The sequence below is a fragment of the Nocardia sp. NPDC059195 genome (genome assembly GCF_042754695.1).
Lineage (GTDB): Bacteria > Actinomycetota > Actinomycetes > Mycobacteriales > Mycobacteriaceae > Nocardia.
This window is the reverse complement of sequence record NZ_JBHZBG010000026.1, coordinates 64,081-86,200: the sequence shown is the minus strand read 5'-3', so window position 1 is coordinate 86,200 and position 22,120 is coordinate 64,081. Positions and strand designations below refer to the sequence as shown.

General features: G+C 67.0%; 24 protein-coding genes. 9 read left to right on the top strand and 15 right to left on the bottom strand.

Annotated features, from left to right (window positions below; all coding sequences use genetic code 11):
* Nucleotides 1-9: 9 nt before the first annotated feature.
* From ACFXKN_RS26535 to ACFXKN_RS26525, 3 genes are read left to right on the top strand one after another with little or no spacing between them, the layout of a single operon-like run.
* Nucleotides 10-972, top strand: a complete 963-nt coding sequence (locus ACFXKN_RS26535; RefSeq protein ID WP_378970823.1) for an AAA family ATPase — start codon at nt 10-12, stop codon at nt 970-972.
* Nucleotides 969-2,243, top strand: coding sequence for a DUF58 domain-containing protein (locus tag ACFXKN_RS26530; protein WP_379434019.1), 1,275 nt, complete (start codon nt 969-971; stop codon nt 2,241-2,243). The genes ACFXKN_RS26535 and ACFXKN_RS26530 overlap by 4 nt, the downstream gene beginning before the upstream one ends.
* On the top strand, nt 2,240-2,695 hold the full coding sequence (locus ACFXKN_RS26525; protein WP_379434018.1) for a hypothetical protein: 456 nt from the start codon (nt 2,240-2,242) through the stop codon (nt 2,693-2,695). Before ACFXKN_RS26530 ends, ACFXKN_RS26525 begins: the two co-directional genes overlap by 4 nt.
* Here the strand turns inward: ACFXKN_RS26525 and ACFXKN_RS26520 are convergent.
* Nucleotides 2,692-3,609: an SDR family NAD(P)-dependent oxidoreductase gene (locus tag ACFXKN_RS26520; RefSeq protein WP_379434017.1), complete on the bottom strand. Its 918-nt coding sequence runs from the start codon at nt 3,607-3,609 to the stop codon at nt 2,692-2,694. The genes ACFXKN_RS26525 and ACFXKN_RS26520 overlap by 4 nt on opposite strands.
* A gap of 103 nt (nt 3,610-3,712) precedes the next feature.
* On the opposite strand from ACFXKN_RS26520, the gene ACFXKN_RS26515 reads away from it, so the two are divergent.
* Nucleotides 3,713-4,378 (top strand): TetR family transcriptional regulator, encoded by a 666-nt coding sequence (locus ACFXKN_RS26515; protein WP_378970806.1) that lies wholly within the window; start codon nt 3,713-3,715, stop codon nt 4,376-4,378.
* Here the strand turns inward: ACFXKN_RS26515 and ACFXKN_RS26510 are convergent, their stop codons facing one another.
* Nucleotides 4,379-4,726, bottom strand: a complete 348-nt coding sequence (locus ACFXKN_RS26510; RefSeq protein WP_378970801.1) for a winged helix-turn-helix transcriptional regulator — start codon at nt 4,724-4,726, stop codon at nt 4,379-4,381.
* A 71-nt stretch (nt 4,727-4,797) separates the two neighbouring features.
* Here ACFXKN_RS26510 and ACFXKN_RS26505 point away from each other — a divergent pair, with 71 nt between their 5' ends.
* The gene (locus ACFXKN_RS26505; RefSeq protein WP_378970796.1) at nt 4,798-5,556 is read left to right on the top strand and encodes an SDR family oxidoreductase; all 759 of its coding nucleotides are present in this window, start codon (nt 4,798-4,800) and stop codon (nt 5,554-5,556) included.
* A 67-nt stretch (nt 5,557-5,623) separates the two neighbouring features.
* Here ACFXKN_RS26505 and dmpG read toward each other — a convergent pair whose 3' ends face one another.
* The 3 genes from dmpG to ACFXKN_RS26490 are packed head-to-tail and all read right to left on the bottom strand — an operon-like array spanning nt 5,624 to nt 8,407.
* Nucleotides 5,624-6,679 carry a 4-hydroxy-2-oxovalerate aldolase gene (gene dmpG, locus ACFXKN_RS26500; RefSeq protein ID WP_379434016.1) on the bottom strand — a complete coding sequence of 352 codons (1,056 nt, stop codon included), beginning with the start codon at nt 6,677-6,679 and terminating at the stop codon, nt 5,624-5,626.
* Between the two features lie 12 nt (nt 6,680-6,691).
* Nucleotides 6,692-7,597, bottom strand: a complete 906-nt coding sequence (locus ACFXKN_RS26495) for an acetaldehyde dehydrogenase (acetylating) (protein WP_378970781.1) — start codon at nt 7,595-7,597, stop codon at nt 6,692-6,694.
* Between the two features lie 24 nt (nt 7,598-7,621).
* Nucleotides 7,622-8,407: a 2-keto-4-pentenoate hydratase gene (locus ACFXKN_RS26490; RefSeq protein WP_378970776.1), complete on the bottom strand. Its 786-nt coding sequence runs from the start codon at nt 8,405-8,407 to the stop codon at nt 7,622-7,624.
* A 224-nt stretch (nt 8,408-8,631) separates the two neighbouring features.
* On the opposite strand from ACFXKN_RS26490, the gene kstD reads away from it, so the two are divergent.
* The gene (gene kstD, locus ACFXKN_RS26485) at nt 8,632-10,326 is read left to right on the top strand and encodes a 3-oxosteroid 1-dehydrogenase (protein WP_378970770.1); all 1,695 of its coding nucleotides are present in this window, start codon (nt 8,632-8,634) and stop codon (nt 10,324-10,326) included.
* 153 nt (nt 10,327-10,479) lie between these two features.
* Nucleotides 10,480-11,340 carry a MaoC/PaaZ C-terminal domain-containing protein gene (locus ACFXKN_RS26480; RefSeq protein ID WP_378970758.1) on the top strand — a complete coding sequence of 287 codons (861 nt, stop codon included), beginning with the start codon at nt 10,480-10,482 and terminating at the stop codon, nt 11,338-11,340.
* Nucleotides 11,341-11,364: 24 nt separating this feature from the next.
* On the opposite strand, the gene ACFXKN_RS26475 is transcribed toward ACFXKN_RS26480, so the two are convergent.
* The 5 genes from ACFXKN_RS26475 to hsaA all read right to left on the bottom strand — a co-directional run bounded on the left by ACFXKN_RS26475 (nt 11,365) and on the right by hsaA (nt 15,416).
* Nucleotides 11,365-11,787 carry a YdeI family protein gene (locus ACFXKN_RS26475; RefSeq protein WP_378970751.1) on the bottom strand — a complete coding sequence of 141 codons (423 nt, stop codon included), beginning with the start codon at nt 11,785-11,787 and terminating at the stop codon, nt 11,365-11,367.
* Nucleotides 11,788-11,885: 98 nt separating this feature from the next.
* Nucleotides 11,886-12,461 (bottom strand): 3-hydroxy-9,10-secoandrosta-1,3,5(10)-triene-9,17-dione monooxygenase reductase subunit, encoded by a 576-nt coding sequence (gene hsaB, locus ACFXKN_RS26470; RefSeq protein ID WP_378970748.1) that lies wholly within the window; start codon nt 12,459-12,461, stop codon nt 11,886-11,888.
* A 16-nt stretch (nt 12,462-12,477) separates the two neighbouring features.
* Complete coding sequence (gene hsaC / locus ACFXKN_RS26465; protein ID WP_378970740.1) at nt 12,478-13,383, bottom strand: iron-dependent extradiol dioxygenase HsaC; 906 nt, start codon at nt 13,381-13,383, stop codon at nt 12,478-12,480.
* Nucleotides 13,380-14,249 carry a 4,5:9,10-diseco-3-hydroxy-5,9,17-trioxoandrosta-1(10),2-diene-4-oate hydrolase gene (gene hsaD / locus ACFXKN_RS26460; RefSeq protein WP_379434015.1) on the bottom strand — a complete coding sequence of 290 codons (870 nt, stop codon included), beginning with the start codon at nt 14,247-14,249 and terminating at the stop codon, nt 13,380-13,382. Before hsaD ends, hsaC begins: the two co-directional genes overlap by 4 nt.
* Before the next feature lie 3 nt (nt 14,250-14,252).
* Nucleotides 14,253-15,416 (bottom strand): 3-hydroxy-9,10-secoandrosta-1,3,5(10)-triene-9,17-dione monooxygenase oxygenase subunit, encoded by a 1,164-nt coding sequence (gene hsaA / locus ACFXKN_RS26455; RefSeq protein ID WP_378970708.1) that lies wholly within the window; start codon nt 15,414-15,416, stop codon nt 14,253-14,255.
* A gap of 195 nt (nt 15,417-15,611) precedes the next feature.
* On the opposite strand from hsaA, the gene ACFXKN_RS26450 reads away from it, so the two are divergent.
* Both ACFXKN_RS26450 and ACFXKN_RS26445 read left to right on the top strand, forming a co-directional pair.
* Complete coding sequence (locus tag ACFXKN_RS26450; RefSeq protein WP_379434014.1) at nt 15,612-16,787, top strand: Rieske 2Fe-2S domain-containing protein; 1,176 nt, start codon at nt 15,612-15,614, stop codon at nt 16,785-16,787.
* Between the two features lie 200 nt (nt 16,788-16,987).
* A complete protein-coding gene (locus ACFXKN_RS26445; RefSeq protein ID WP_379434013.1) occupies nt 16,988-17,275 on the top strand; it encodes a hypothetical protein in 288 nt (95 codons plus the stop codon).
* Here ACFXKN_RS26445 and ACFXKN_RS26440 read toward each other — a convergent pair whose 3' ends face one another.
* The 5 genes from ACFXKN_RS26440 to ACFXKN_RS26420 form a co-directional block, all read right to left on the bottom strand.
* Nucleotides 17,276-18,025: a DUF427 domain-containing protein gene (locus ACFXKN_RS26440; RefSeq protein ID WP_379434012.1), complete on the bottom strand. Its 750-nt coding sequence runs from the start codon at nt 18,023-18,025 to the stop codon at nt 17,276-17,278.
* A 192-nt stretch (nt 18,026-18,217) separates the two neighbouring features.
* Entirely contained in the window at nt 18,218-19,438 is a 1,221-nt protein-coding gene (locus tag ACFXKN_RS26435; RefSeq protein WP_379434011.1) for an MFS transporter, read from the bottom strand.
* A 19-nt stretch (nt 19,439-19,457) separates the two neighbouring features.
* Nucleotides 19,458-19,910: a MarR family winged helix-turn-helix transcriptional regulator gene (locus ACFXKN_RS26430; RefSeq protein ID WP_378970675.1), complete on the bottom strand. Its 453-nt coding sequence runs from the start codon at nt 19,908-19,910 to the stop codon at nt 19,458-19,460.
* 130 nt (nt 19,911-20,040) lie between these two features.
* Nucleotides 20,041-21,090 (bottom strand): acyl-CoA dehydrogenase family protein, encoded by a 1,050-nt coding sequence (locus ACFXKN_RS26425; RefSeq protein WP_378970667.1) that lies wholly within the window; start codon nt 21,088-21,090, stop codon nt 20,041-20,043.
* 10 nt (nt 21,091-21,100) lie between these two features.
* On the bottom strand, nt 21,101-22,105 hold the full coding sequence (locus ACFXKN_RS26420) for an acyl-CoA dehydrogenase family protein (protein WP_379434010.1): 1,005 nt from the start codon (nt 22,103-22,105) through the stop codon (nt 21,101-21,103).
* Between the last annotated feature and the right edge of the window lie 15 nt (nt 22,106-22,120).

The window sequence follows — 22,120 nt, the reverse complement described above, 5'->3', positions numbered from 1 at the left end:
AGGCCACCGATGACAATGCCGTTGAACGTGACCGTCCAGCGCTCCGATGCCGTACTGCGTGAGCTGGGCCGTGTCGTGGTCGGCAAGCGAGATGAGCTGCAGCTCATCATGATTGCCGTGCTGGCCGGAGGGCATGTACTCATCGAGGACCTGCCCGGCCTCGGAAAGACCTTGATCGCGCGGTCTTTCGCGGCCGCGCTCGGACTCGACTTCACCCGCGTGCAGTTCACGCCGGATTTACTGCCCGCCGACCTGCTGGGTTCCACGATCTATGACATGGCGTCGGGCCGGTTCAATTTCCGTCGCGGCCCGGTGTTCACCAATGTGCTGCTCGCCGACGAGATCAACCGCACGCCCCCCAAGACCCAGGCCGCCCTGCTGGAGGCCATGGCCGAGGGTCAGGTGAGCATCGACGGCGAGACCTTCCTGCTCCCACAGCCTTTCGTTGTGCTGGCCACCGACAACCCGATCGAGTACGAGGGCACCTACCCGCTGCCCGAGGCGCAGCTCGACCGCTTCGCCATCCAACTGCGCCTGGGCTACCTCTCCGAGGCCGACGAGACCCAGATGATCCGGCGCAGGCTCGAACGTGGTTCCACCGCACCGCAGGTGGGCCAGGTCGTCGACGCGCAGGGGCTGATGGAGATGCGGCAGTCGGTCGAATTCGTCACCGTGCACCCCGACGTGGTGAGCTACGTCGTCGCGCTGGCCTCGGCTACCCGTAGTCATCCACAGGTGGAGGTCGGTGCCAGCCCGCGTGCCGAACTCGATCTGGTGCAGATGTCACGGGCCAGGGCCCTGCTGCTCGGTCGCGACTACGTGATCCCCGAAGATGTGAAAGCGCTGGCGGTCGCGGCGATGTCGCACCGCATCACCCTGCGCCCCGAGATGTGGGTCCGCCGCATTCGCGGTGAGGACGTCATCACCGAACTGCTCCGCCGGCTACCGGTGCCCCGCGCCACGAGCACATGAAGCATCGCGACGAATCCAGAACGGTCGAGGTCGACCTCCGGTGGCGGCCCGCCCCGCTGGTGTTCATCCTGGCCGGTTGCGCGGCAGCGGCACTGGTCGTCGCGGTGCTGCTCGGGCAGTGGCAGCTGGTCGTGTTCGCGGCGCCGATGCTCGGGGTGCTGGCCACCGCGCCGTGGCAGCAGGCGCCGACCAGGGTGCAGGTCGACGGCAGTGGCACCGTTCGCTGTTTCGAGAGCGAGGTGATCGGTTGCAGCGCTGTCGCTTTCGTCGACAGTGGGCACGCGCTGCTACGGATGACGGCCCTGCCGATGCCCGGCCTCGAGGTCGAGGTGGAGGAAGCCCACGATTCCGGCGGCGCCCCCGCCGGCCTGCGACTCGGGCTCTCGGCCACCCGCTGGGGACGTTATCCGGTGCAGGTCAAGGTGTCCGCGCTGAGTCCGGCCGGTCTCGCGGTCGCGACAACCGAGCTGCCCGCGGCCAAACTCTATGTTTATCCCATCGCCGATCCGCAGCGAATGCGCCTGCCGCGCACCGAACTGCCCGACCGCATCGGCACCCATCTGACCCTCCGACACGGTCCCGGCGTCGAATACGCCGACATCCGCGCCTATACGCCGGGCGATCAGTTGCGCGCCGTCAACTGGCCGGTGAGTGCGCGGCGCGGCAGGCTCTACGTCACCCAGCGGTTCACCAACCGCTCCGCCGACGTGGTCGTCATGGTCGACACCTCCCAGCAAGCGCCTGGTCCGGCCAGCGCCTCGCTGGAACTCTCGGTGCGCGGCGCGGCCCAGGTGGTGCAGTCGACCCTGCAATCGGGCGACCGCACCGCCGTGGTGTGCCTGGGTGAATCGCCCCGCTGGCTGCGCCCCGATATCGGGCGCAGGCAGTTCTATCGCATCGTCGACACCGTCCTCGGCGTCGGTGACGAACACGTCGAGACCACCGGCACCCTCGCGCCGCACGCGGCCGTCCCGATCGGCGCGATCGTGGTCGCCTTCTCCACCCTGCTCGACACCCAGTTCGCGCTGTCCCTGATCGACCTGCGCAAACGCGGCCACGTGGTCGTCGCGGTCGACGTGCTGCGTGGCACGCCTTTCGAGGACGGCCTCGACCCGACCATGGCCAAGATGTGGCAGCTCGAACGCGCATCGATGTATCGGGATATGGGCACCGTCGGCGTCGACATCATCGCCTGGCCCGAAGACACCCGTCTCGACCAGGCCATGCGCCTGCTCCCCGAACATCGCCGAGCAATACGGGTACGCCGATGACCAGATTCCTTGCCCTGCTGGCAGGCTTGCTCCTGGTCGCGGCGGTCGCGCTGATCAACCCCGTCGCCGGCGTGCCCGCGCTGGTGCTGGTGATCGCGAGCTGGTGGTGGCGCCCGGCCTCGGTCGGTGCGGTCCTGATCGCCATCGCGGCCCTTGCCTTCGCCGATGTCGGCGTCATAGCCGCAGCGGCAACAGGTTTGGTCGCGACTACCTATCTGCTGAACGCCGCCGTCCTGCACGCCCCCGAAGGCGTAGTCCCCACCACCATCCCCTCGGTCGGCGGCGCGGTCCTGTTCACCATCGCCGCCGCCACCGCGGCCTGGGTCCCCGTCCAACTGATCTGGGCCCCGTTGGCCGCCCCCATCCTCATCGTCGCGATCTACGCCCTGCTGGTGAGCGGCCTCGCGGCCAAGGGCCCGACCGTCGACGAGATCCGCACCGACCAGGACTAGCTGTGTACGGCCCGGCTGACGGGAAACGTCACGCCGGTGAGCTCCTCGGAGACGGTCCACAGGCGCTGCTGAACCGTTTGGTCGTGGGAGTCGGGGCTGGAGGTGACCAGCTTCGGATATCCCCGGATCTCCCCGCGGTTGCCCGGTCCGTAGTACTGCCCGCCGACGACGGCAGGGTCGGTGGCGGCGCGCAGAGTGGGCAGGGCGCCCATGTCGGCCCGCTGGGTGAGCAGTGGCGCCAGCCAGGTGACGGGCAGGCGGAGCGCGGTGGGCGTATTGCGGATGAGTTCGGTGTTGGACACGCCGGGGTGGGCGGCGACCGCGACGGTGGTGCCGTGCGATGCGAGCCGGCGCTGCAATTCGTAGGTGAACATCAGGTTGGCGAGTTTGGACTGGCCGTAGGCGCCGATGCGGCCGTACGAGCGCTCCCATTGCAGGTCGTCGAAGTGGATGGCGGCCCGGATGCGGTGGCCGGTGCTGCTGACGGTCACGACGCGGGAGCCGGGGACGGGTAGGAGCCGGTCCAGCAGTAGGCCGGTGAAAGCGAAGTGGCCGAGGTGATTGGTGCCGAACTGCACCTCGAAGCCGTCGGCGGTGGTCTGCCGCGGGGTGTACATAACACCCGCGTTATTGATGAGGAGGTCGATGCGCGGGTGGGCGGCCCGCAGGTCGGCGGCTGCGGACCGGATCGAGTCGAGCGAGGCCAGGTCGAGGGCCTGCACGGTGACGTCGCCGTTGATTCGGGCGGCCGCTTGCCTGCCCTTCTCGATGTCGCGGACGGCCAGCACCACCGTCGCCCCGCGTTCGGCGAGCATTCGGGCGGTCTCGAAACCCAGCCCGGTGTTGGCGCCGGTCACGATCGCCACCCGTCCGTGCTGGTCGGGGATGTGCTGCTCGGTCCAGTTGCCGCTCATGACGTACTCCTTATTAAGAACCATCGGTCTGTTATGAACATCAATGTAAAAGACCGCCGGTCTCCTGTCAAGGGACCGGCGGTCTTTAAGCTAGGGTGAAGGAGTGACATTTCAGCGGGCGCGTAGCGAGGAGCAGCGGGAGATCCGCCGCCGGGCGATCCTGGACACGGCGGCGGCGATGCTCGACGAGATGCCCGTGGCCGAGGTGACCCTCAACGAGCTCAGCCGACGGGTTGGCCTGGCCAAGTCGAACGTCCTGCGGTATTTCGAGTCGCGCGAGGCGGTGCTGCTCGAACTGCTCGACGTCTTCCTGGGGAGCTGGCTCGCCGAGCTTGCGGACGAGCTGGCCGCGGGCGTCGAGGCGCAGGCGGCGCCGGACGTGCGGGCGGGTCAGCTGGCCGAGATCCTCAGCCGGTCGCTGGCGGAACGGGTGGTGCTCTGCGACCTCTTCGGCGCGCAGGGTGGCGTCCTCGAGCACAACGTCTCGGTCGAGGTGGTCAAGCGGCACAAGCGTTCGTCCCTCACGAGGCTCGCGACCATGGCCGATCTCATGCGCCGTCACCTGCCGGAGCTCGGCGACGACGCACAGCTGTTCTGTCTGATGAGCCTGATCTCGGCCGGTGCCCTGTCGGCATACGTGCCGCCGCCACCCAGCGTCCTCGCCGCCTACGCGGACGAGCCCGCCCTCGGTGTGTTCAACATGGAGCTGCGCGACGCCCTGCGGTACTCCGTCACTACGGCGCTCGTGGGTGTGCTGCCGCGCGCCTGACTAGCGCTCGGGCCGCCAGGGGATTCGACCGTTGCCGTCGCCGGTGGGGGTCCACTGTTCGGACCAATCCCACAGGGGCTGGAGGGATTCGGCGAGGAGGGCGCCTTCGGTGGTGAGCTCATAGGCGCCCCGCGGTCCGTTCTTGCTGATCAGCGCTGCGGACTGGAGCTGCTGTAGGCGGTCCGAGAGCACGCTCGACGAGCAGTTGCCCATGCGCCGGCGGATGTCGAGGAAGCCGAGGGGGCCCGGTTCCAGTTCCCAGATGACGCGCAGCATCCAGCGCTGGCCGAGTAGGTCGATCGCGGCCAGGATCGCTTGCGAGGGCTCGTCGCCGGTTGCGCTTCTCATTCAGAAGCACGATAGTTGCTTCTGAATCAGAAGCGTTTTGACCGGTCGGGGATGTGACGAGGAGATCGACGATGGATTCGACAGTTCAGCGAATCGTGCTGGTGACCGGGGCCTCGCGGGGCATCGGGGCGGAGGCCGCCGCGCAGTTCGGGGCGGCGGGGGCGCATGTCGTCGTGAACTTTCGGGAGAAGCGCAAGCGGGCGCAGGACGTCGTGGACGGGATTACCGCGGCGGGCGGTAGTGCCTCGGTGCTCGGTGCCGATGTTTCCGATCCGGCGGCTGTCGAGACGATGGTCGAGGAGGTCGGCCGGACGTTCGGGCGGCTGGATACCTTGGTGCTCAACGCGTCCGGTGGACTCGAGCGGGATGCCGATCCCGGGTACGCACTCCGGCTCAATCGGGATGCGCAGGTGAACCTGGCGACGGCGATGCTGCAGCTGATGTCAGGGGACGGCCGGATCGTGTTCGTTACCAGTCATCAGGCGCACTTCATCCACGAAAACGACAACGTGCCACAGGGTTACACGCCGATAGCGCGGAGCAAGCGGGCCGGCGAGGATGCGTTACGAGCGCTGATTCCCGAATTCCGTGAGCGTGGAGTCGGTTTCACGGTGGTGTCCGGCGACATGATCGACGGGACGATCATCGTCCGCCTGTTGGAACGGCGCGACCCGGGCAGTGTCGAATCCCGCCGTGCGGCAGGCCCGTTGCCCACGGTCGAGGACTTCGCGCGCGTGATCGTTGCGGCCGGCACCGAAGCGGTCGCCGACGGCCACACGTACTTCGTCGGTGGAGACGACTACCTCGCCGCCGGTGCGCGCACGCGGTGACCCAACGATGTGGAACGCCGAACGGCGTGACCCGGGGTTCCGGGTCACGCCGTTCGGCGGGTCCGTCTCAGGCCGAGGCGGTGGCCGAAGCTTCGCGCTGGAGTTCCAGGGCGATATCGATGAGCTGGTCTTCCTGGCCACCGACGAGCTTGCGCTTGCCCGCGCGGACGAGCATTTCGGCGGCGGAGACACCGTAGCGTTCGGCCTGGCGTTCGGCATGGCGCAGGAAGCTGGAGTAGACACCCGCGTAGCCCATCATCAGCGCCTGACGGTCGAGCAGGCATTCCGACGGCATGGCCGGGCGGACCACATCCTCGGCGGCGTCGGTGACGGCGAAGAAGTCGACGCCGGTCTTGATACCGAGCTTGTCGCAGACGCCGATGAAGGCTTCGACCGGCAGGTTGCCCGCGCCCGCGCCGAAGCGGCGAGCCGAGCCGTCGATCTGGGTGGCGCCGGCGCGCACGGCGTAGACCGAGTTCGCCACGGCCAGGCCCAGGTTCTCGTGGCCGTGGAAGCCGACCTGGGCGTCGTCGCCGAGTTCGGTGACCAGGGCCGAGACGCGGTCCGAAACCTGCTCGAGGACGAGCGCGCCCGCGGAATCGACCACGTACACGCACTGGCAGCCCGCGTCGGCCATGATGCGGGCCTGCTTGGCCAGGTTCTCCGGCGTGGTCGAGTGGGCCATCATGAGGAACCCGACGGTCTCGAGGCCGAGATCGCGGGCGTAGCCGAAGTGCTGGATGGAGACGTCGGCTTCGGTGCAGTGGGTGGCGATGCGGCAGATGGACGCGCCGTTGTCCTGGGAGATCTTGATGTCTTCCTTGACGCCGACGCCGGGCAGCATGAGGAAGGCGATCTTGGCCTGCTTGGCGGTTTCCGCGGCAGCCTTGATCAGTTCCTGCTCAGGGGTTTTGGAGAAACCGTAGTTGAACGAGGACCCGGCCAGGCCGTCACCGTGGGTGACCTCGATGACCGGGACACCCGACGCGTCGAGCGCGCCGACGATGTCGCGAACCTCGGTCACGGTGAACTGGTGGCGCTTGTGGTGCGAGCCGTCACGCAGCGAAGTATCGGTGACGCGCACATCGAGTTCGCCCGAGTAGGGCTGCAGGATGTTGTTCATGGTCGAATCTCCTTACACCCGAGCCGAGAGGATTTGATCGGCCAGCACATCGCCGACCTTGGTGGCCGCGGCCGTCATGATGTCGAGGTTGCCCGCGTACGGCGGCAGGAAGTCGCCCGCGCCCTCGACCTCGACGAAGATCGACACCTTCGCCAAGCCGCCGGATACCAGCGACGGGTCGTCGAACTGCGGTTCGTTGAGCAGCCGGTAGCCGGGCACGTACTCCTGAATGGACTTCTCCATCCGGAAGATCGACTCGGAGATCGCGTCGCGATCGGCATCCTCGGGGATGGCGCAGAAGATGGTGTCGCGCATGATCATCGGCGGCTCAGCCGGGTTCAGGATGATGATGGCCTTACCGCGTTCGGCGCCACCGATGGTCTCCACACCCTTGGAGGTGGTCTTGGTGAACTCGTCGATGTTCGCGCGAGTACCCGGACCGGCCGACACCGAGGACACCGACGCCACGATCTCGGCGTAGGACACCGGGACCACCCGCGAGACCGCGTTGACCATCGGAATCGTGGCCTGACCACCGCAGGTGATCATGTTGACGTTCATCGCATCCCGGAGCGTGTCCAGGTTCACCGGCGGAATGACGGCGGGGCCGACGGCGGCCGGGGTCAGGTCGACGGCGCGAATGCCCGCGGCCTCGTACTTCGGGGCGTACGCGCGGTGCACGTAGGCCGAGGTCGCCTCGAACAGCAGGTCCGGCTTCTCGTCGAGGGCGAGCAGCCAGTCCGCGCCCTCAGGGGAGGTTTCGAGGCCGAGGCCGCGAGCGCGCTTGAGGCCCTCGGACTCCGGGTCGATACCGACCATCCAGCGCGGCTCGATCTTGTCCGAGCGCAGCAGCTTGTACAGCAGATCGGTGCTGATGTTGCCGGACCCCACGATCGCGGCGGTGACTTTGCTGGTCACGGTGTACTCCTAGGGAAGTCTGGTTCAGCTGAAACGCAAACGGACGGAACCGAGTCCGGTGAACTCGGCGAGGAAGTCGTCACCGGGGCGAGCGTCGATGGCGCGGGTGCAGGAACCGGGCAGCACGATGTCGCCCTTCTTCAACCGCACCCCGAAGGTCGCGACCTTGCGCGCCAGCCACGCGACGGCGATCACCGGATCGCCGAGCACCGCGTCGCTGCGGCCCTCGGCGATGACCTCGCCGTTGCGGGTGAGCACGGCGTCGATGGCCTTGATGTCGATGTCGCCGGGGGCGACGCGCTCCTTGCCGAGCACCCACCCGGCCGAGGAGGCGTTGTCGGCGATGGTGTCGGTCAGGCCGATCTTCCAGTCGTTGATGCGCGAGTCGATGAGTTCGATCGAGGGCGCGTACGCGACGGTCGCGGCCAGCACGTCGGCCTCGGTGCAGTCCTCGCCGGGCAGGTCGGCGCCGAGCACGAACCCGACCTCGACCTCCACGCGCGGCAGCAGGAACTTCGAGGTGTCGACGGGAATGTCCTCGAAGACTTCCATCTCGGCGAGCAGGTGACCGTAGTCGGGCTCGTCGACGCCCATCATCTCCTGCATCGCCTTCGACGAAAGCCCCACCTTGTGGCCGACGACCTTGGCGCCCGCCTTCAGCCTGCGCTGGATGTTGAGCAGCTGGATCTCGTAGGCATCGACCACATCGATGTCGGGGAACCGGTCGACGAGCGGCGCCACGGCGACCCGGTCGTCTTCGGCGCGGGCGAGTTCGTCGGCGAGTTGAGTTCGTACCGCGTCAGGCAGCACGCGGACCTCCTTGGCAGCACGGCATGGGTCGGACAGGACGTTCCAGACATCAAAACTGTAACTGGTTTCGCCGGGCGACGTGACCTGTTCACCTGACCATACAACGCGACTACAGGTGATTTCTATAACACGTTCCACTTTTTCTAGGGCAAACGACGGGGCGCACTGGAACAAGTTCTACTTTCGGCTGTCAAACTTCGAAGTGCTTCTATAACGTGTTCTATATGAGTGATCGGGAATACGATGTCGTGGTCGTCGGGAGCGGCGCCGCCGGGATGACCGCGGCCCTCGCCGCGGCCCACAAGGGACTGAGCGTTGTGGTGCTGGAGAAGGCCGCGCACTACGGCGGGTCGACGGCCCGATCCGGCGGTGGCGTCTGGATTCCGGGCAACAAGGCGCTGCTCGCCTCCGGCCGGCCCGACGACCGCGAGGACGCGCGTACCTACCTGCACAGCATCATCGGCGATGTGGTGCCCGCCGAGAAGATCGATACCTACCTCGATCGCGGCGCCGAGGCGTTCGACTTCGTCCTCGATCACAGCCCGCTGAAGATGAACTGGGTGCCCGGCTACTCCGACTACTACCCGGAAGCGCCGGGTGGACGCGGTTCCGGACGGTCGTGTGAGCCGAAGCCGTTCAACGCCAAGGTGCTCGGGGCTGAGCTCGTCAACCTGGAACCGCCCTACGCCAAGGCGCCGCTCAATGTCGTGGTCACGCAGGCGGACTTCGTGCGCCTCAACCTGATCCGCCGTCATCCCAAGGGCGCGATGCGGGCGCTGCGCGTCGGCGCGCGCACCTATCTGGCCAAGTTCACCGGTAAGCACCTGCTCGGTATGGGTCAGGCCATCATCGCCGCCATGCGTAAGGGCCTGCTCGACGTCGGCGTGCCGGTGCTGCTCAACACCCCGCTCACCGACCTGGTGGTCACCGACGGCAAGGTCACCGGCGTCAAAGCCACCGTCGACGGCGAGTCGGTCGTCTTCACCGCGCGCTACGGCGTGGTGCTCGGCGCAGGCGGGTTCGAGCACAACGCCGACATGCGCGCCAAGTACCAGCGGCAGCCGATAACCACTGAGTGGACAACCGGTGCCGCGGCCAACACCGGCGATGGCATCGTCGCGGGCATGGCAGCGGGTGCGACGGTCGGGTTCATGGAGGACGCCTGGTGGGGTCCGACGATCTTCAAGGGCGGCAAGCCCTGGTTCGCACTGGCCGAGCGCAACCTGCCCGGCACCATCATGGTCAACGACCGGGGTGAGCGCTTCGGCAACGAGTCGGCGCCCTACGTCGAGGCGGTGCACACCATGTACGGCGGTGAGTACGGTCAGGGCCCTGGCCCCGGCGAGAACATTCCCTCCTGGCTGGTGTTCGACCAGCGCTACCGCAACCGCTACATCTTCGCCGGACTGCAGCCGGGACAGCGCTTCCCGTCGCGCTGGATGGAGAACGACTACATCGTCAAGGCCGACACGATCGCCGAGCTGGCCGAACGCATCGGCGTGCCCGTCGACAAGCTGACCTCGACGATCGAGCGCTTCAACGGCTTCGCCACCGCGGGCAAGGACGAGGACTTCGGCCGGGGCAACAGCCACTACGACCGCTACTACGGCGACCCGACCGTGAAGCCGAATCCGTGCCTGGCCGAACTGTCGCAGGGTCCGTTCTACGCGGCGAAGATGGTGCCCGGCGACCTCGGCACCAAGGGCGGACTTGTCACCGATACGGCCGGACGGGTGCTGCGCGAAGACGATTCCGTGATCGACGGTCTCTACGCCGCGGGCAACTCCAGCTCGCCGGTGATGGGCCACACCTACGCGGGCCCCGGCGCCACCATCGGCCCCGCGATCACCTTCGCCTACCTGGCGGTCCTCGACATCGTCGCCAAGAAGACGACCGATTCGGCGAAGGCGACCGCATGAGCGTCAGCCCGACGATCACCATCGGCTACCTGGCGGTCCTCAACGTCTCGACGACCGCGTCGGTGGACGAGGTCGACGCATGATCGGAGGTGGCGTTCTCGTGCCCACCGAACGAGCCATCCATACTGTTCAGCAGACACGCAGGAGTAACCAATGCCCATTGATCTAGCGACCGCGCTCGGCGCGACTCTGCCTGCGCGCGAGTTCAGTTGGACGACCACCGACGTGCAGCTCTATCACCTGGGCCTCGGCGCCGGCGCGCGTCCGACCGATCCGGCCGAGCTGGCCTACCTCGACGATCGCGAACCCCAGGTGCTGCCGACGTTCGCGGCGGTGGCACCGACCCTCGGCGCGACCGAGCCGCCGAGGGTGAGCTTCCCCGGCATCGAGATCGACCTGGCCAAGGTGGTGCACGGGCACCAGGAAGTCGTGGTGCACAAGCCGATTCCGGCCGCGGGCAAGGCGATGTGGGGCGGCCGGATCGCCGAGATCTGGGACAAGGGCGCCAATGCGGTGATCGTGCAGGAGCACACCGTCACCGGGTCCGACGGTGAACCGCTGTGGACGGTGCGGTCCTCCATCTTCGCCAAGGGCGAAGGCGGCTTCGGCGGCGAGCGCGGCCCGAGCACCCGAGCCGAACTGCCGGATCGCGCGCCCGACGCCGAGCTGCTCACCCCGACGTTGCCGCAGCAGGCCCTCCTGTACCGCCTGTCCGGCGACCTCAACCCGCTGCACTCGGATCCCGAATTCGCCCGTGGCGCAGGCTTTCCCGCCCCGATCCTGCACGGACTGTGCACCTACGGCATGGTCTGCAAGGCCATCACGGACGCTCTCCTGGACAGCGACGCGACCCGAGTCGGCGGTTTCCGGGCCAAGTTCGCCGGCGTCCTCTACCCGGGCGAGACCCTGCGCACCAAGGTATGGCGCGAGGGCGACGAGCTGATCGCGGTCGTCACCGTGGTCGAACGAGACGACGCACCGGTCCTCAGCGACGTCGCCTTGCGTATTGCCTGATCCGGACCACTGATCACCAGGCCATCACGTCACTATCGCCCGAGAGCGAAATACGTGGTGGCCTGGTGCTCTTGATTCCAGCGCGGTGATCGCGTGGGTGATGCGGCCGTCGGCGACGGCCGATTCGATGGCCACGTACCCGGCGGGCCGCATGCGCCCCGCGGTGATCAGGGCTTCGGCCTTGGCGATGTTGATCTGGGACCAGGGGCTGCGCGCTCGACGTGGCGAGTACCGCTGCAGGTAGTGGTGGGTGTCGAGGCTGCGTCGAACGCTGTCGATCCAGCCGTAACAGAGCGCGCCGTCCAGGGTTTCGGTGATCGTCACCGATGGCTCGGGTGCGCCCTTCTTCGCGATCCGCACCCAGACCTCACCAGCGGACGAGTGGTGGGTGGACAGCCACGATTCCCAAGCGTTCGCGTCAGTGCAGATGAGGTAGTCGATGGTCATGTGAACCATCGTCCGCGTCAAAGTGCTCAACGAATGAGCACTTAAAAACAAAAAACGGGCGCGGCCGCACATTGTGTGTGCGGCCGCGCCCGTTTAGCTCAGAGCCAGGTGTCGAGGCTGGTGGTGGTGAGGAAGTGGTCCAGGTCCGCGCGCCAGGGGGCGGGGGTGGTCTTGTCCGGCTCGATGCCGGTGTACTGGCCGCGGTAGAACAGCAGCGGTCGGCCGCCGGTGGCGACCGATTCGGCGAGGGCGTGGACCCGGCCGATCACGATGTAATGGTCGCCGCCGTCGACGACGGAGTCGACGGTGCACTCGATCGTGGCGAGTGAATCGTCGAGCACCGGCACACCGAGTTCGGATGTCCGCCAGCCCACACCGGCGAACTTGTCGGTCTCCCGCGAACCGAAGCGCGCGCAGACCGGCTGCTGTTCCTCGGAGAGGACGTTCACGCAGAACTTACCCGCCGCCTCGATCGCCGCCCACGAGCGCGAGCCCTTGGTGGGGCAGAACAGGACCAGGGGTGGATCGAGGGAGAGTGCGGCGAAGGACTGACAGGCGAAGCCGATCGGCGCGCCGTCTGGGTCGAGTGCCGTGATCACGGTGATGCCCGTGCAGAACTGCCCGAGCACGGTGCGGAACTGCCGGCCGTCGATCGCCGGTGCTTGCTCTGTCATGTCCTTCGCCCCTGCTCTACTGCTTGAATCCGATGGTGAAGTCGTGACCCCACAGGCTGACCGCGGTCGATTCGCGGGCGACCCAGTCGTGGTCGTCGACTTCCAGTCCTTCACAGCCGAATTCGATGTCGAATCCGCCGGGAGTCTTCATGTAGAAGGACAGCATCTTGTCGTTGATGTGCCGACCGAGAGAGGCCGACATCTTGACCTTCTTGCGGTTGGCGCGGTCCAGGCAGAGGCCGACATCGTCGGAGTTCTCCACCTCGAGCATGAGATGCACGATGCCGGTCGGATTCGGCAGCGGCAGGAACGCCAGCGCGTGGTGGCGCGGGTTGCAGCCGTAGAAGCGCAGCCAGGCCGGGTCGCCGTCGGCGGGACGACCCACCATCTGCGGCGGTAGCCGCATGGAGTCCCGGAGCCGGAAGCCGAGCACGTCCTGGTAGAACGCCTGTGCTGCGGCATCGTCGGTGCAGGTGAGAACCACGTGGCCCAGACCCTGCTCCGCGGTGACGAACTTGTGGCCGTAGGGGCTCACGAAGCGGCGGCCCAGGTACTGCGCGCCGTAGAACGCCTCGAGGGTGTTGCCGGACGGATCCTGGAACCGGATCATGCCCTCGACCCGGCGCTCACCGAGCTCTTCCTTGGTGCCTTCAGTGAAGGCGACTCCGGCCTTGTCCAGGGTCTCCCGCAGCTGCTGTAGGCCGGGGGCGTCGGTGACCTCCCAGCCCGAGACCAGCAGTCGGTCCTGCTCGCCGGGGACGATCACCAGACGCGCGGCGAAATCGTCCATACGCAGGTAGAGCGCGTCGGGGTTGAGCCCGGTGCCCTCCATCATGCCGAGCACCTTGAGGCCGTACTCGCGCCAGGCCGCCATATCGGTGGCCTCGATGCGCATGTAGCCGAGGGCGCGAATACTCATCACTTCTCCCCGAGGAAATCGACGGTGAGCCGGTTGAACTCGTCGAACTTCTCCAGCTGTGCCCAGTGCCCACAGCCGCCGAACACATGCAGCTGGACGCGCGGGATCACCTTGGTGGCGACGAGCGCGCCGTCGAGCGGGTTCACCCGATCCTCGCGACCCCAGATCAGCAGCACCGGCTGACGCAGCTTGTACGCGTCACGCCAGAGCATGCCCTTCTCGAAATCGGCACTCGCGAAGGACTTGCCCATCGCCTTCATCGCGGCCAACGACTCAGGGGTATTGGCCAGCGCGAACCGTTCGTCGATCAGCTCGTCGGTCACCAGCGACTGATCGAAGACCATGATCCGCAGGAACTTCTCCAGGTTGTCCCTGGTCGGTTCGTAGGTGAACCGAGAGAGCAGCTTCACGCCCTCGGTGGGGTCGGGCGCGAACAGGTTGGTGCTCAGCCCGCCCGGTCCCATCAGCACGAGTTTGCCCGCGCGGGTGGGGTTGTCCAGGGCGAATCGCACCGAGGCGCCGCCGCCGAGGGAGTTGCCGAGCAGGTGCACCCTGTCCGTGATCTCCAGGTGATCGAGCAACGCGAGCAGCGCGTTCGAGCTGTGCACGAAGTACTGCGGGTGGTCGATCGGCTTGTCGGACTTGCCGTACCCCGGCTGATCAGGCGCGATCACGTGATAGTGCTCGGCCAGTACCGGGATGTTGCGGGCGAAGTTCGACCACGCCGAGGCGCCGGGTCCACCACCGTGCAGCAGCACGATCGTTGTCCCGTTGCCCACACCGGCCTCGTGGTAGTGCAGCTTCAGATCGGGGGTGACCTGCGCGAAGCGTGAGGTCGATTCGTAGGTGAGTTCAGCGGTCTGGGTCATCGGCTACACCATGGCGTCGGTGACGGGCAGCCCGAACTCGTGCGTGCCGTACATGACGTAGGCGCGCTCGGGATCGTTGGCCGCGTGCACCCGCCCGGCATGCGCGTCACGCCAGAAGCGCTGCAGCGGAGTGCCGTTGGCGAGCGCGGTCGCGCCGGAGGACTCGAACAGCTTGTCGATCGAGGCGATCACGCGACCGGTCGAGCGCACCTGGTCACGACGAGCGCGCACGCGCAGATCGAACGGCACCTCCTCGCCTGCCAGCAGCAACGCGTACTCCTCGGCGACATTGCCCGAGAGCTGACGCCACGCGGCGTCGATGTCGCTGGCCGCCTCGGCCACGCGGACCTTGGCGAACGGATCGTCCTTGGCGTTCTCGCCGGCGAAGGCCGCGCGCACGCGCTTGCCCTGGTGCTCGACGTGCGCCTCGTAGGCGCCGTAGCCCATGCCGACGATCGGCGCGGAGATGGTGGTGGGGTGAATGGTGCCCCACGGCATCTTGTACACCGGGTCGGTGTTCTGCTCGAGGCCCGGCGCGCGGCCCTCGCCCATCGCGCGGAAGCTCAGGAACCGGTGCGACGGGACGAAGACGTCCTCGACGACGACGGTGTTGGAGCCGGTGCCACGCAGGCCGACGACATTCCAGACGTCATCGATGCGGTAGTCCGAGCGCGGGATCAGGAAGCTGCCGAAGTCGACCGGCTTGCCGTTCTTGATCACCGGACCGCCGAGAACCGCCCAGGTGGCGTGATCGGAACCCGAGGACCAAGCCCACGAACCGCGCACGATGTAGCCGCCGTCGACGGCCTGTCCCGCACCCATCGGCGCGTACGAGGACGAGATGCGCACATCGGTGTCCTCGCCCCAGACGTCCTGCTGGGCCTGCTGGTCGTACAGCGCGAGGTGCCAGTTGTGCACCCCGATGATGCCGGCGACCCAGCCGGTGGAGCCGCACGCGCTGGCGATCTTGCGCACGGTGTCGTAGAAGACCACCGGGTCGGCGGCATGGCCGCCCCACTGCTTGGGCTGGAGCAGCCGGAAGAAACCGGTCTCCTGCAGCGCCTTCATGGATTCTTCGGGAATGCGGCGCAGGTCTTCGGCCTCCTGCGCGCGCTCACGCAGTGTCGGCAGCAGTGCCTCGACCCGTTCGGTCACTTCTTGCGTCATTTCGGAGCCCGCTCCTGCCCTTGTCGGATCGACAAACCGGTTCTTTTCGTCTCTGAGATTAGAACAGGTTCTCGTTTCTGTCGAGAAGACCGCCCCATCTCGGATATAACAGGAGTCAACAGAGAAGTTCGCTGGACAGCTGGCGTTAAGTGGCTCGGTTTTGTAACGTGTTCTAGTGAACGAGGAGGGTTCGGGATGGCGATCAACCCCAAAGTGAGGGAACTCGACGTCGGTGCACCGCCGACGAGGTTCGCACGCGGCTGGCACTGTGTCGGTCTCGCGGCGACGTTCCGCGACGGCAAGCCGCACGCGGTCGAGGTCTTCGGTACCAAGCTCGTCGTGTGGACCGATACCGACGACGAGATCCGTGTGCTCGACGCCTACTGCAGGCATATGGGCGGCGACCTGACCATGGGAACGGTGAAGGGCGACGACATCGCCTGCCCGTTCCACGATTGGCGCTGGGGCGCGAACGGAAAGTGCACCGCGATTCCGTACGCGCGTCGCGTTCCGCCGCTGGCCCGCACCAGGAAGTGGACCACGCTCGAGCGCAACGGTCAGCTGTACATCTGGCATGACCACGAGGGCAACGAGCCGTCGGACGAGGTGACGATCCCGTACATCGAGGGCCCGTACACCGACGAACAGGGCAACCCCACCGAGACCCACAACAGCGGCTGGACCGACTGGACTTGGGACACGTTGCTGATCGAAGGCGCCAACTGCCGCGAGATCATCGACAACGTCGTGGACATGGCGCACTTCTTCTACATCCACTACGCCTTCCCGACGTACTTCAAGAACGTCTTCGAAGGCCACGTGGCGACGCAGTTCCTGGAGACCAAGGGTCGCCCCGACGTCGGCATGGCGGCCAAGCACGGCGCTGACACGCTGCTCAAGTCGGAGGCGTCCTACTTCGGACCGTCCTACATGATCAATCCGCTGGTGAACATCTACAGCGGGTACGAGATCAAGGTCCAGCTGATCAACTGCCACTACCCGGTCAGCCAGGATTCGTTCGTGCTGCAGTGGGGCCTGTCCGTCGAGAAGCCCAAGGGTCTGCCCGACGAGGCCGCGAAGAAGCTGGCCGACACGATGGCCAAGTTCTTCGGCGACGGTTTCCTGCAGGACGTGGAGATCTGGAAGCACAAGTCCAAGCTCGACAACCCGTTGCTCTGCGAGGAGGACGGCCCGGTCTACCAGCTGCGGCGCTGGTACGACCAGTTCTACGTCGACGTCGCCGACGTCACCGAGAAGATGACCCAGCGCTTCGAATTCGAGGTCGACACGACCAAGGCGAATCAGGCATGGGAGGCCGAGGTGGCGGAGAATCTGCGTCGCAAGGCCGAATCCGAGGAAGCGGGCGTCTGAACATGAGTTCAAGGTCGATGTCTGGCGAACCGCCGAGGTCTGGCGATCCGTCGCAGCGCGCATCGACCCCTCCAAGCGAGCCGCAAAGGTCCGGCGATCCGTCGCGGCTCGCTTCGGCTGAGCCGGGGTCGGGTGAGTCGCCGCAGCGTGCGGCGACCCGCCCGACCTGGGCCAAGGCTCCTGATTTCGCGGATCAGCCCGTGCGGCAGGCCGCGGTGCGGGCGCAGACCGTGGTCGACAAACAGCACTATCTCGATACCGGTCTGACCCCACTGCGGTGCCAGACGTGCTCGGCGCAGGTCTTAGTCCGCAAGGCGAGCGCGCATCAGACCTCGGTGCAGTGGACCGAACGACCTGACGCGCACTGCCCGGTTTTCGCGCAGTTGGCCGAACACGGCGCGCGTCCAGGCCGACCGGAATCGTGTCCGTCACTGGAGAAGTCGATCCAATGGGCCATCGATGAGGGCGTGCTCGAAGTCGGCGAATAGTCAGCCGAACGGTGTGTGCGGGCGATCCTGCCGCACCCCGTCGAGGTAGATGTCGACCTTCTCGTTGTAGAAGCACGCCAGGCCGGCGACCTTCTGGCTCTCCGGCAGCGGCGTGCGATAGATCCAGACGATATCGGCGTGTTCGGTGTCGTCGACTCGCACATTCCAGTAGTCAGCGGTGCCCTTGTACGGGCAGCTGGTGTGGGTGTCCGACGGTTTCAGCAGATCCATCCGGACATCGGTCAGCGGCAGGTAATACCGTGCGGGCAAACCGGTTTCGAACAGAATCCGCGGCGAACGCGAGTCCGCGACGGTGACCCCGTCGATCTCCACCCGCACGTTCCGGGAGCTGCCGAGAATGTCGACGCGCGAATACGGATCGCGCGGATGCACGAAGACCTGCTCGTCCTCCTCGAACCAGTCGAACGCGGCGATATCGAGTCGCACAGCGTCTTTCAGCTCCGACAGCGGCGAGTCGAGATAGCGCAGCGCCGCACCGTCGGCCCGCATGCCCTCGACCGCCACGTCGTAGCCCGTCGCTTCACCGCGGCTGGGGGAGTGCTCGGTGACCCCGTTCGGATCGAGATCGGCGTGCACATCGGTGAGTGGCACGTAGTAGGTCGGGTAGTAGGGGATTTCCCAGACCAGCAGCGGCCGCAACGTGTCGGCCACCAGTTTCCCGCGCAGATAGACCCGCACTCGCTTCTGTCCGGTCTCAACCTTGACAAGTCCACGTCGGTCCTCGGCCATACACCGACGCTACCCGAAGCCCGAACCCCGAACCCCGACCTTTAGGGAGGGGCCGACCGCGCAGCGGCCGGTTCGCGGCCGTCCCGCAGTTGCGGGTTCGAAAGCGCTACGCCGCAGGCGTTAGTCTCGAGCCCGCAACTGCGGGACCGCCAGGGCCGCGAATCGAGCGCGCCAGCGCTCCAAAAATACAGCTCAATCGCCGACGGTGACGGCCTGGGCTTCCTCGATGCTGTGCGGGGCTGGGTCGTGGTCGTCGATGTGGGCGAGTGCGTTGCGGCCGAGGTACAGCACCGCGACCGCGGCGGCGGTGAATGCCGCGCCGAGCCAGAACGGCAGCGACATATTGTGCTCGCCGAGCTTGCCCGCCACCCATGGCGCGGCCGCACCGCCACCGAACCGGACGAAGCTGTACGCCGCCGACGCGGTCGAGCGCTCGACCGGCGCCGAGATCATCACGGCCTCGGTGATCAGCGTGTTGTTCACGCCGAGGAACGCCCCCGCGATCACGACGCCGACGATCAGCACGATCTTGTGCTCGGTGAAGATCCCCATCACGGCCAGATCGATCGCGAACAGGGCCAGCGACAGTGCCATCATCGGCAGCGAACCGAAGCGCGCCTGCAGTTTCGGGGCCAGGAACACCGAGGACACGGCGAGCAGGATGCCCCAGCCGCAGAAGATGAAGCCGATCGCGTAGGTGCCCATGTCCAGCGGGAACGGGGTGAACGCGAGCAGGGTGAAGAAGCCGAAGTTGTAGAGCAGCGCGGTGATGCTGACGGTGAGCAATCCCTTGTGCCGCAATGCTTTGAACGGCGCGGTGATCGAGGTCGGATGCGGTGCCTTCGGTGTTTCCGGCAGCAGCACGACGATCGCGATGAAGGCCACGGCCATCAGCACCGAAACGCCGAAGAACGGTCCACGCCAGCTGATTCCGCCGAGCACGCCGCCCAGCAGCGGACCGGTCGCGATGCCGATCCCGAGCGCGGCCTCGTAGAGGATGATCGCCTTGGCGACCCCGCCGGTGGCCGCACCGACGATGGTGGCCAGTGCTGTGGCGATGAAGAGCGCGTTGCCGAGACCCCAGCCCGCGCGGAAGCCGATGATCTGGCCGATGCTGCCGGACAGGCCGGCCAGCGCGGCGAACACGATGATGATCGCCAGCCCGGACAGTAGTGTCTTCTTCGCGCCGAAGCGGCTCGAGATCATGCCGGTGACCAGCATGGCGACGCCGGTGACGGCCATGTAGCTGGTGAAAAGCAGCGACACCTGCGACGGCGTCGCGTTCAGCTGCTCGCCGATCGGCTTGAGAATGGGATCGACGAGGCCGATGCCCATGAACGCGATAACGCTCGCGAAGGCGACGGCCAGGACAGCTTTGGGCTGGCCGGCCGGGGAGGTGGCCGCGGTGTTCATTGGCGCTCCTGGTTTTGCATCACTGATGACCGCGGGCAACCGCACGAAGGGCTGTCAGCAGGTCGTTCATGTCGGTATCGAGGCGGATCAGCCGATCGAGATCGAAATCGGCGAGTCCGGGTGCCACGGCGGCGGCGAACGCGCGCCTGGCCTCGGTGAGGCGGGACCGGCCGGCCGGGGTGAGCGCGACGAGCACTGCCCGGGAATCGTGCGGGTCCTTGGTGCGGGTGGCGAATCCGTCGGTGACTAGTCGACCGATCAGCGCCGTTGCCGCCGGTTGGGAACATCTGTCGATCCGGGCGAAATCGCTCACTCGCAGACCACCGTGCTCGTCGAGCACGGCAAGGGCCCGCAGGACCGCGCGGGGCAGATCGTCGTTGCTGATCGCCCCGGCCAGCCGGGTCAGCCGACCAGCAGTGACCAGCAGGTCGACCACGATGTCGTCCGCGGATGGCTGCTCTGTCTGCTTCACGAGAGATTAGCTTACATAAGCTAACTATCTAAATCTAGGAGGATCGGCTCAGGAGCCTGGTGAAACGGCGCACAACATGCCGAAAGCCCCCGGCAGCGGGGCTGCTACCAGGGGCTTTCGGTGAATTCGGTCAGGCCGCGACCGGGCGTCGGCCGGTGCCGAACAGCTCGGCGGTGGCGTGCGCCCGCTTGAAATAGAGATGGGCGTCGTGTTCCCAGGTGATGGCGATGCCGCCGTGCAGCTGGATGGTCTCGGCCGCCACTGTGGAGAAGGTCTCGGTGCAGTGCTTGCGTGCCACCCAGGTGTCCTCCGCGGCCGACGGGCTGTCCTCGGCGACCGCCTGGACGGCGGCCTGCGCCGCCGATTCAGCCGACTCGACCAGCACGTACATATCGGCCATCCGGTGCTTGAGCGCCTGGAAGCTGCCGATCGGGCGCCCGAACTGCACGCGCGACGCGGTGTACTCGACCGTCATCTCGAGGCAGCGCCTGGCCGCGCCGACCTGTTCGGCAGCCAGTGCCGCCCAAGCGATCTCGCGCAATCGTCGCCGCAGCGCCACCGGGTCGCCGGTGCCGATCCGGGTGGCGGGGGCATTGGTGAAGGTGATGGTGGCGAGTGTGCGGGTGGGGTCGAGCGCGGGAGTCGCGGTGACGGCGACGCCGGGTGCGCCCGCTGTTGTCTCGAACAGTCCGTCGTCGGTCAGTACCAACAGCAGGTCTGCCTGCGCGCCGTGCAGCACGTAATGGGCAGCGCCACTGAGCGTTCCGTCGGTCACGCTGACTCCGGACGCATCCCAGCCGTCGGCGGCGGCCCAGCACAGGGCCGCCGTGCGTGACCCATCCGCCAGATCGGGCAACAGCCGCGCGCAGGAGGGTTCGTCACCGGCGAGCAGAATCGCCTGCACCCCGAGCACCGCCGACCCGAGCATCGGCACCCCGCTCAGCGTCCGCCCCAATTCGCCGACGACCATGAGTGATTCGACCAGGCCCGCGCCCGCGCCGCCCCACTGTTCCGGCACCGCGAGCGCGGCTACGCCGACCTGCTCGCACAGCATCCGCCACAACTTCGGGTCGTACCCGAGGTCGGTGTCCATGGCCTCGCGCAGCGCGGCGGGTGTGGCGTGTTTGCCGAGCAGGGCGCGCACGGAAGTCCGGAATTCGAGCAGTTCATTCGATGACATGGGTTCCTCCTCAGACCGCTGCGGCGTCGCGCAGTGCGGCGGCGATGCGGGCACGGTGGAAATCGGCTGTGCCCCAAGCGGTCCGCAGCGCGGCGACCTTGGTGAGCCACAGCGACAGGTCGAATTCCGCGGTGTAGCCGATGGCACCGTGCACCTGAAGCCCGGCGCGCGCGGCCCGATGGGCAGCGTCACCGCAGGTCACCAGGGCTGCCGAGACATCGCGGGCCCGGTCGGCCGAATCGAGTGTGAGCGCCGCGCGGTACAGCAGCGGCTCGGCCAGATCGAGGGCGATCAGCACATCGGCGAGTTGCTGTTTCACCGCCTGGAATTCACCGATCGCGCGACCGAACTGCTTGCGCTGCTTCGCATAGGAGGTGGTCTGTTCGAGAATCGAACGGCCCGCACCGAGGAGCTGGGCGGCACAGGCGAGAACACCGGCGTCGAAGGCGTAGTCGATGGCCGCTTCGATCTCAGGCCCCTCGGCGATCAGTTCGCCGGCCGTGACGCGGAACAGCTTGCGGGCGGGGTCGATCGAGGTCACCGAATCCGTCGCCGGAACGCCGAGTGTCAGTCGACCGTCGGCAGCGACGAGGACCGGCTCGGCGATATCGGCGTCGAGGGCGATTCCGCGCTGCGTCTCGAAGGTGATGGTGCCGAGCGACTCGCCGCTCGCGAGCGCGGACAACCACCGTCGCGCGGATGCGTCATCCGGAAGACGTTGCAGCAGTGCCGGAATCACGGCGGCGGACTCGGCCACCGGACCGGGCGCGGCACCGCGGCCCAGTTCGATCAGCGCGACAACGAGATCGACGGTGGTCGCGTCCGCCCCGTCGTATTTCTCGTCGACGATCAGGCCGAAGACGCCCATGTCGGCGACCTGCCGCAGCAGCGCGCGCCCCTTGGTGGTGTCACCGTCCGCCCAGGCACGCACCGCGGTGGGCACCTGTCCGGCATCGAGAATCTTGCGCAGCTCGGCGGCGAAGTCGAGCTGTTCGGTACTGAGCGCGAATCTCATCGCAGACCTCCTGTG

Excerpts from the sequence above, each read along its gene's own strand:
- ACFXKN_RS26535 (WP_378970823.1), top strand. The coding sequence starts at position 10 with ATGACAATGCCGTTGAACGTGACCGTCCAGCGCTCCGATGCCGTACTG.
- ACFXKN_RS26530 (WP_379434019.1), top strand. The coding sequence starts at position 969 with ATGAAGCATCGCGACGAATCCAGAACGGTCGAGGTCGACCTCCGGTGG.
- ACFXKN_RS26525 (WP_379434018.1), top strand. The coding sequence starts at position 2,240 with ATGACCAGATTCCTTGCCCTGCTGGCAGGCTTGCTCCTGGTCGCGGCG.
- ACFXKN_RS26520 (WP_379434017.1), bottom strand. The coding sequence starts at position 3,609 with ATGAGCGGCAACTGGACCGAGCAGCACATCCCCGACCAGCACGGACGG.
- ACFXKN_RS26510 (WP_378970801.1), bottom strand. The coding sequence starts at position 4,726 with ATGAGAAGCGCAACCGGCGACGAGCCCTCGCAAGCGATCCTGGCCGCG.
- ACFXKN_RS26505 (WP_378970796.1), top strand. The coding sequence starts at position 4,798 with ATGGATTCGACAGTTCAGCGAATCGTGCTGGTGACCGGGGCCTCGCGG.
- dmpG (WP_379434016.1), bottom strand. The coding sequence starts at position 6,679 with ATGAACAACATCCTGCAGCCCTACTCGGGCGAACTCGATGTGCGCGTC.
- kstD (WP_378970770.1), top strand. The coding sequence starts at position 8,632 with ATGAGTGATCGGGAATACGATGTCGTGGTCGTCGGGAGCGGCGCCGCC.
- ACFXKN_RS26480 (WP_378970758.1), top strand. The coding sequence starts at position 10,480 with ATGCCCATTGATCTAGCGACCGCGCTCGGCGCGACTCTGCCTGCGCGC.
- ACFXKN_RS26475 (WP_378970751.1), bottom strand. The coding sequence starts at position 11,787 with ATGACCATCGACTACCTCATCTGCACTGACGCGAACGCTTGGGAATCG.
- hsaB (WP_378970748.1), bottom strand. The coding sequence starts at position 12,461 with ATGACAGAGCAAGCACCGGCGATCGACGGCCGGCAGTTCCGCACCGTG.
- hsaD (WP_379434015.1), bottom strand. The coding sequence starts at position 14,249 with ATGACCCAGACCGCTGAACTCACCTACGAATCGACCTCACGCTTCGCG.
- hsaA (WP_378970708.1), bottom strand. The coding sequence starts at position 15,416 with ATGACGCAAGAAGTGACCGAACGGGTCGAGGCACTGCTGCCGACACTG.
- ACFXKN_RS26450 (WP_379434014.1), top strand. The coding sequence starts at position 15,612 with ATGGCGATCAACCCCAAAGTGAGGGAACTCGACGTCGGTGCACCGCCG.
- ACFXKN_RS26440 (WP_379434012.1), bottom strand. The coding sequence starts at position 18,025 with ATGGCCGAGGACCGACGTGGACTTGTCAAGGTTGAGACCGGACAGAAG.
- ACFXKN_RS26435 (WP_379434011.1), bottom strand. The coding sequence starts at position 19,438 with ATGAACACCGCGGCCACCTCCCCGGCCGGCCAGCCCAAAGCTGTCCTG.
- ACFXKN_RS26425 (WP_378970667.1), bottom strand. The coding sequence starts at position 21,090 with ATGTCATCGAATGAACTGCTCGAATTCCGGACTTCCGTGCGCGCCCTG.
- ACFXKN_RS26420 (WP_379434010.1), bottom strand. The coding sequence starts at position 22,105 with ATGAGATTCGCGCTCAGTACCGAACAGCTCGACTTCGCCGCCGAGCTG.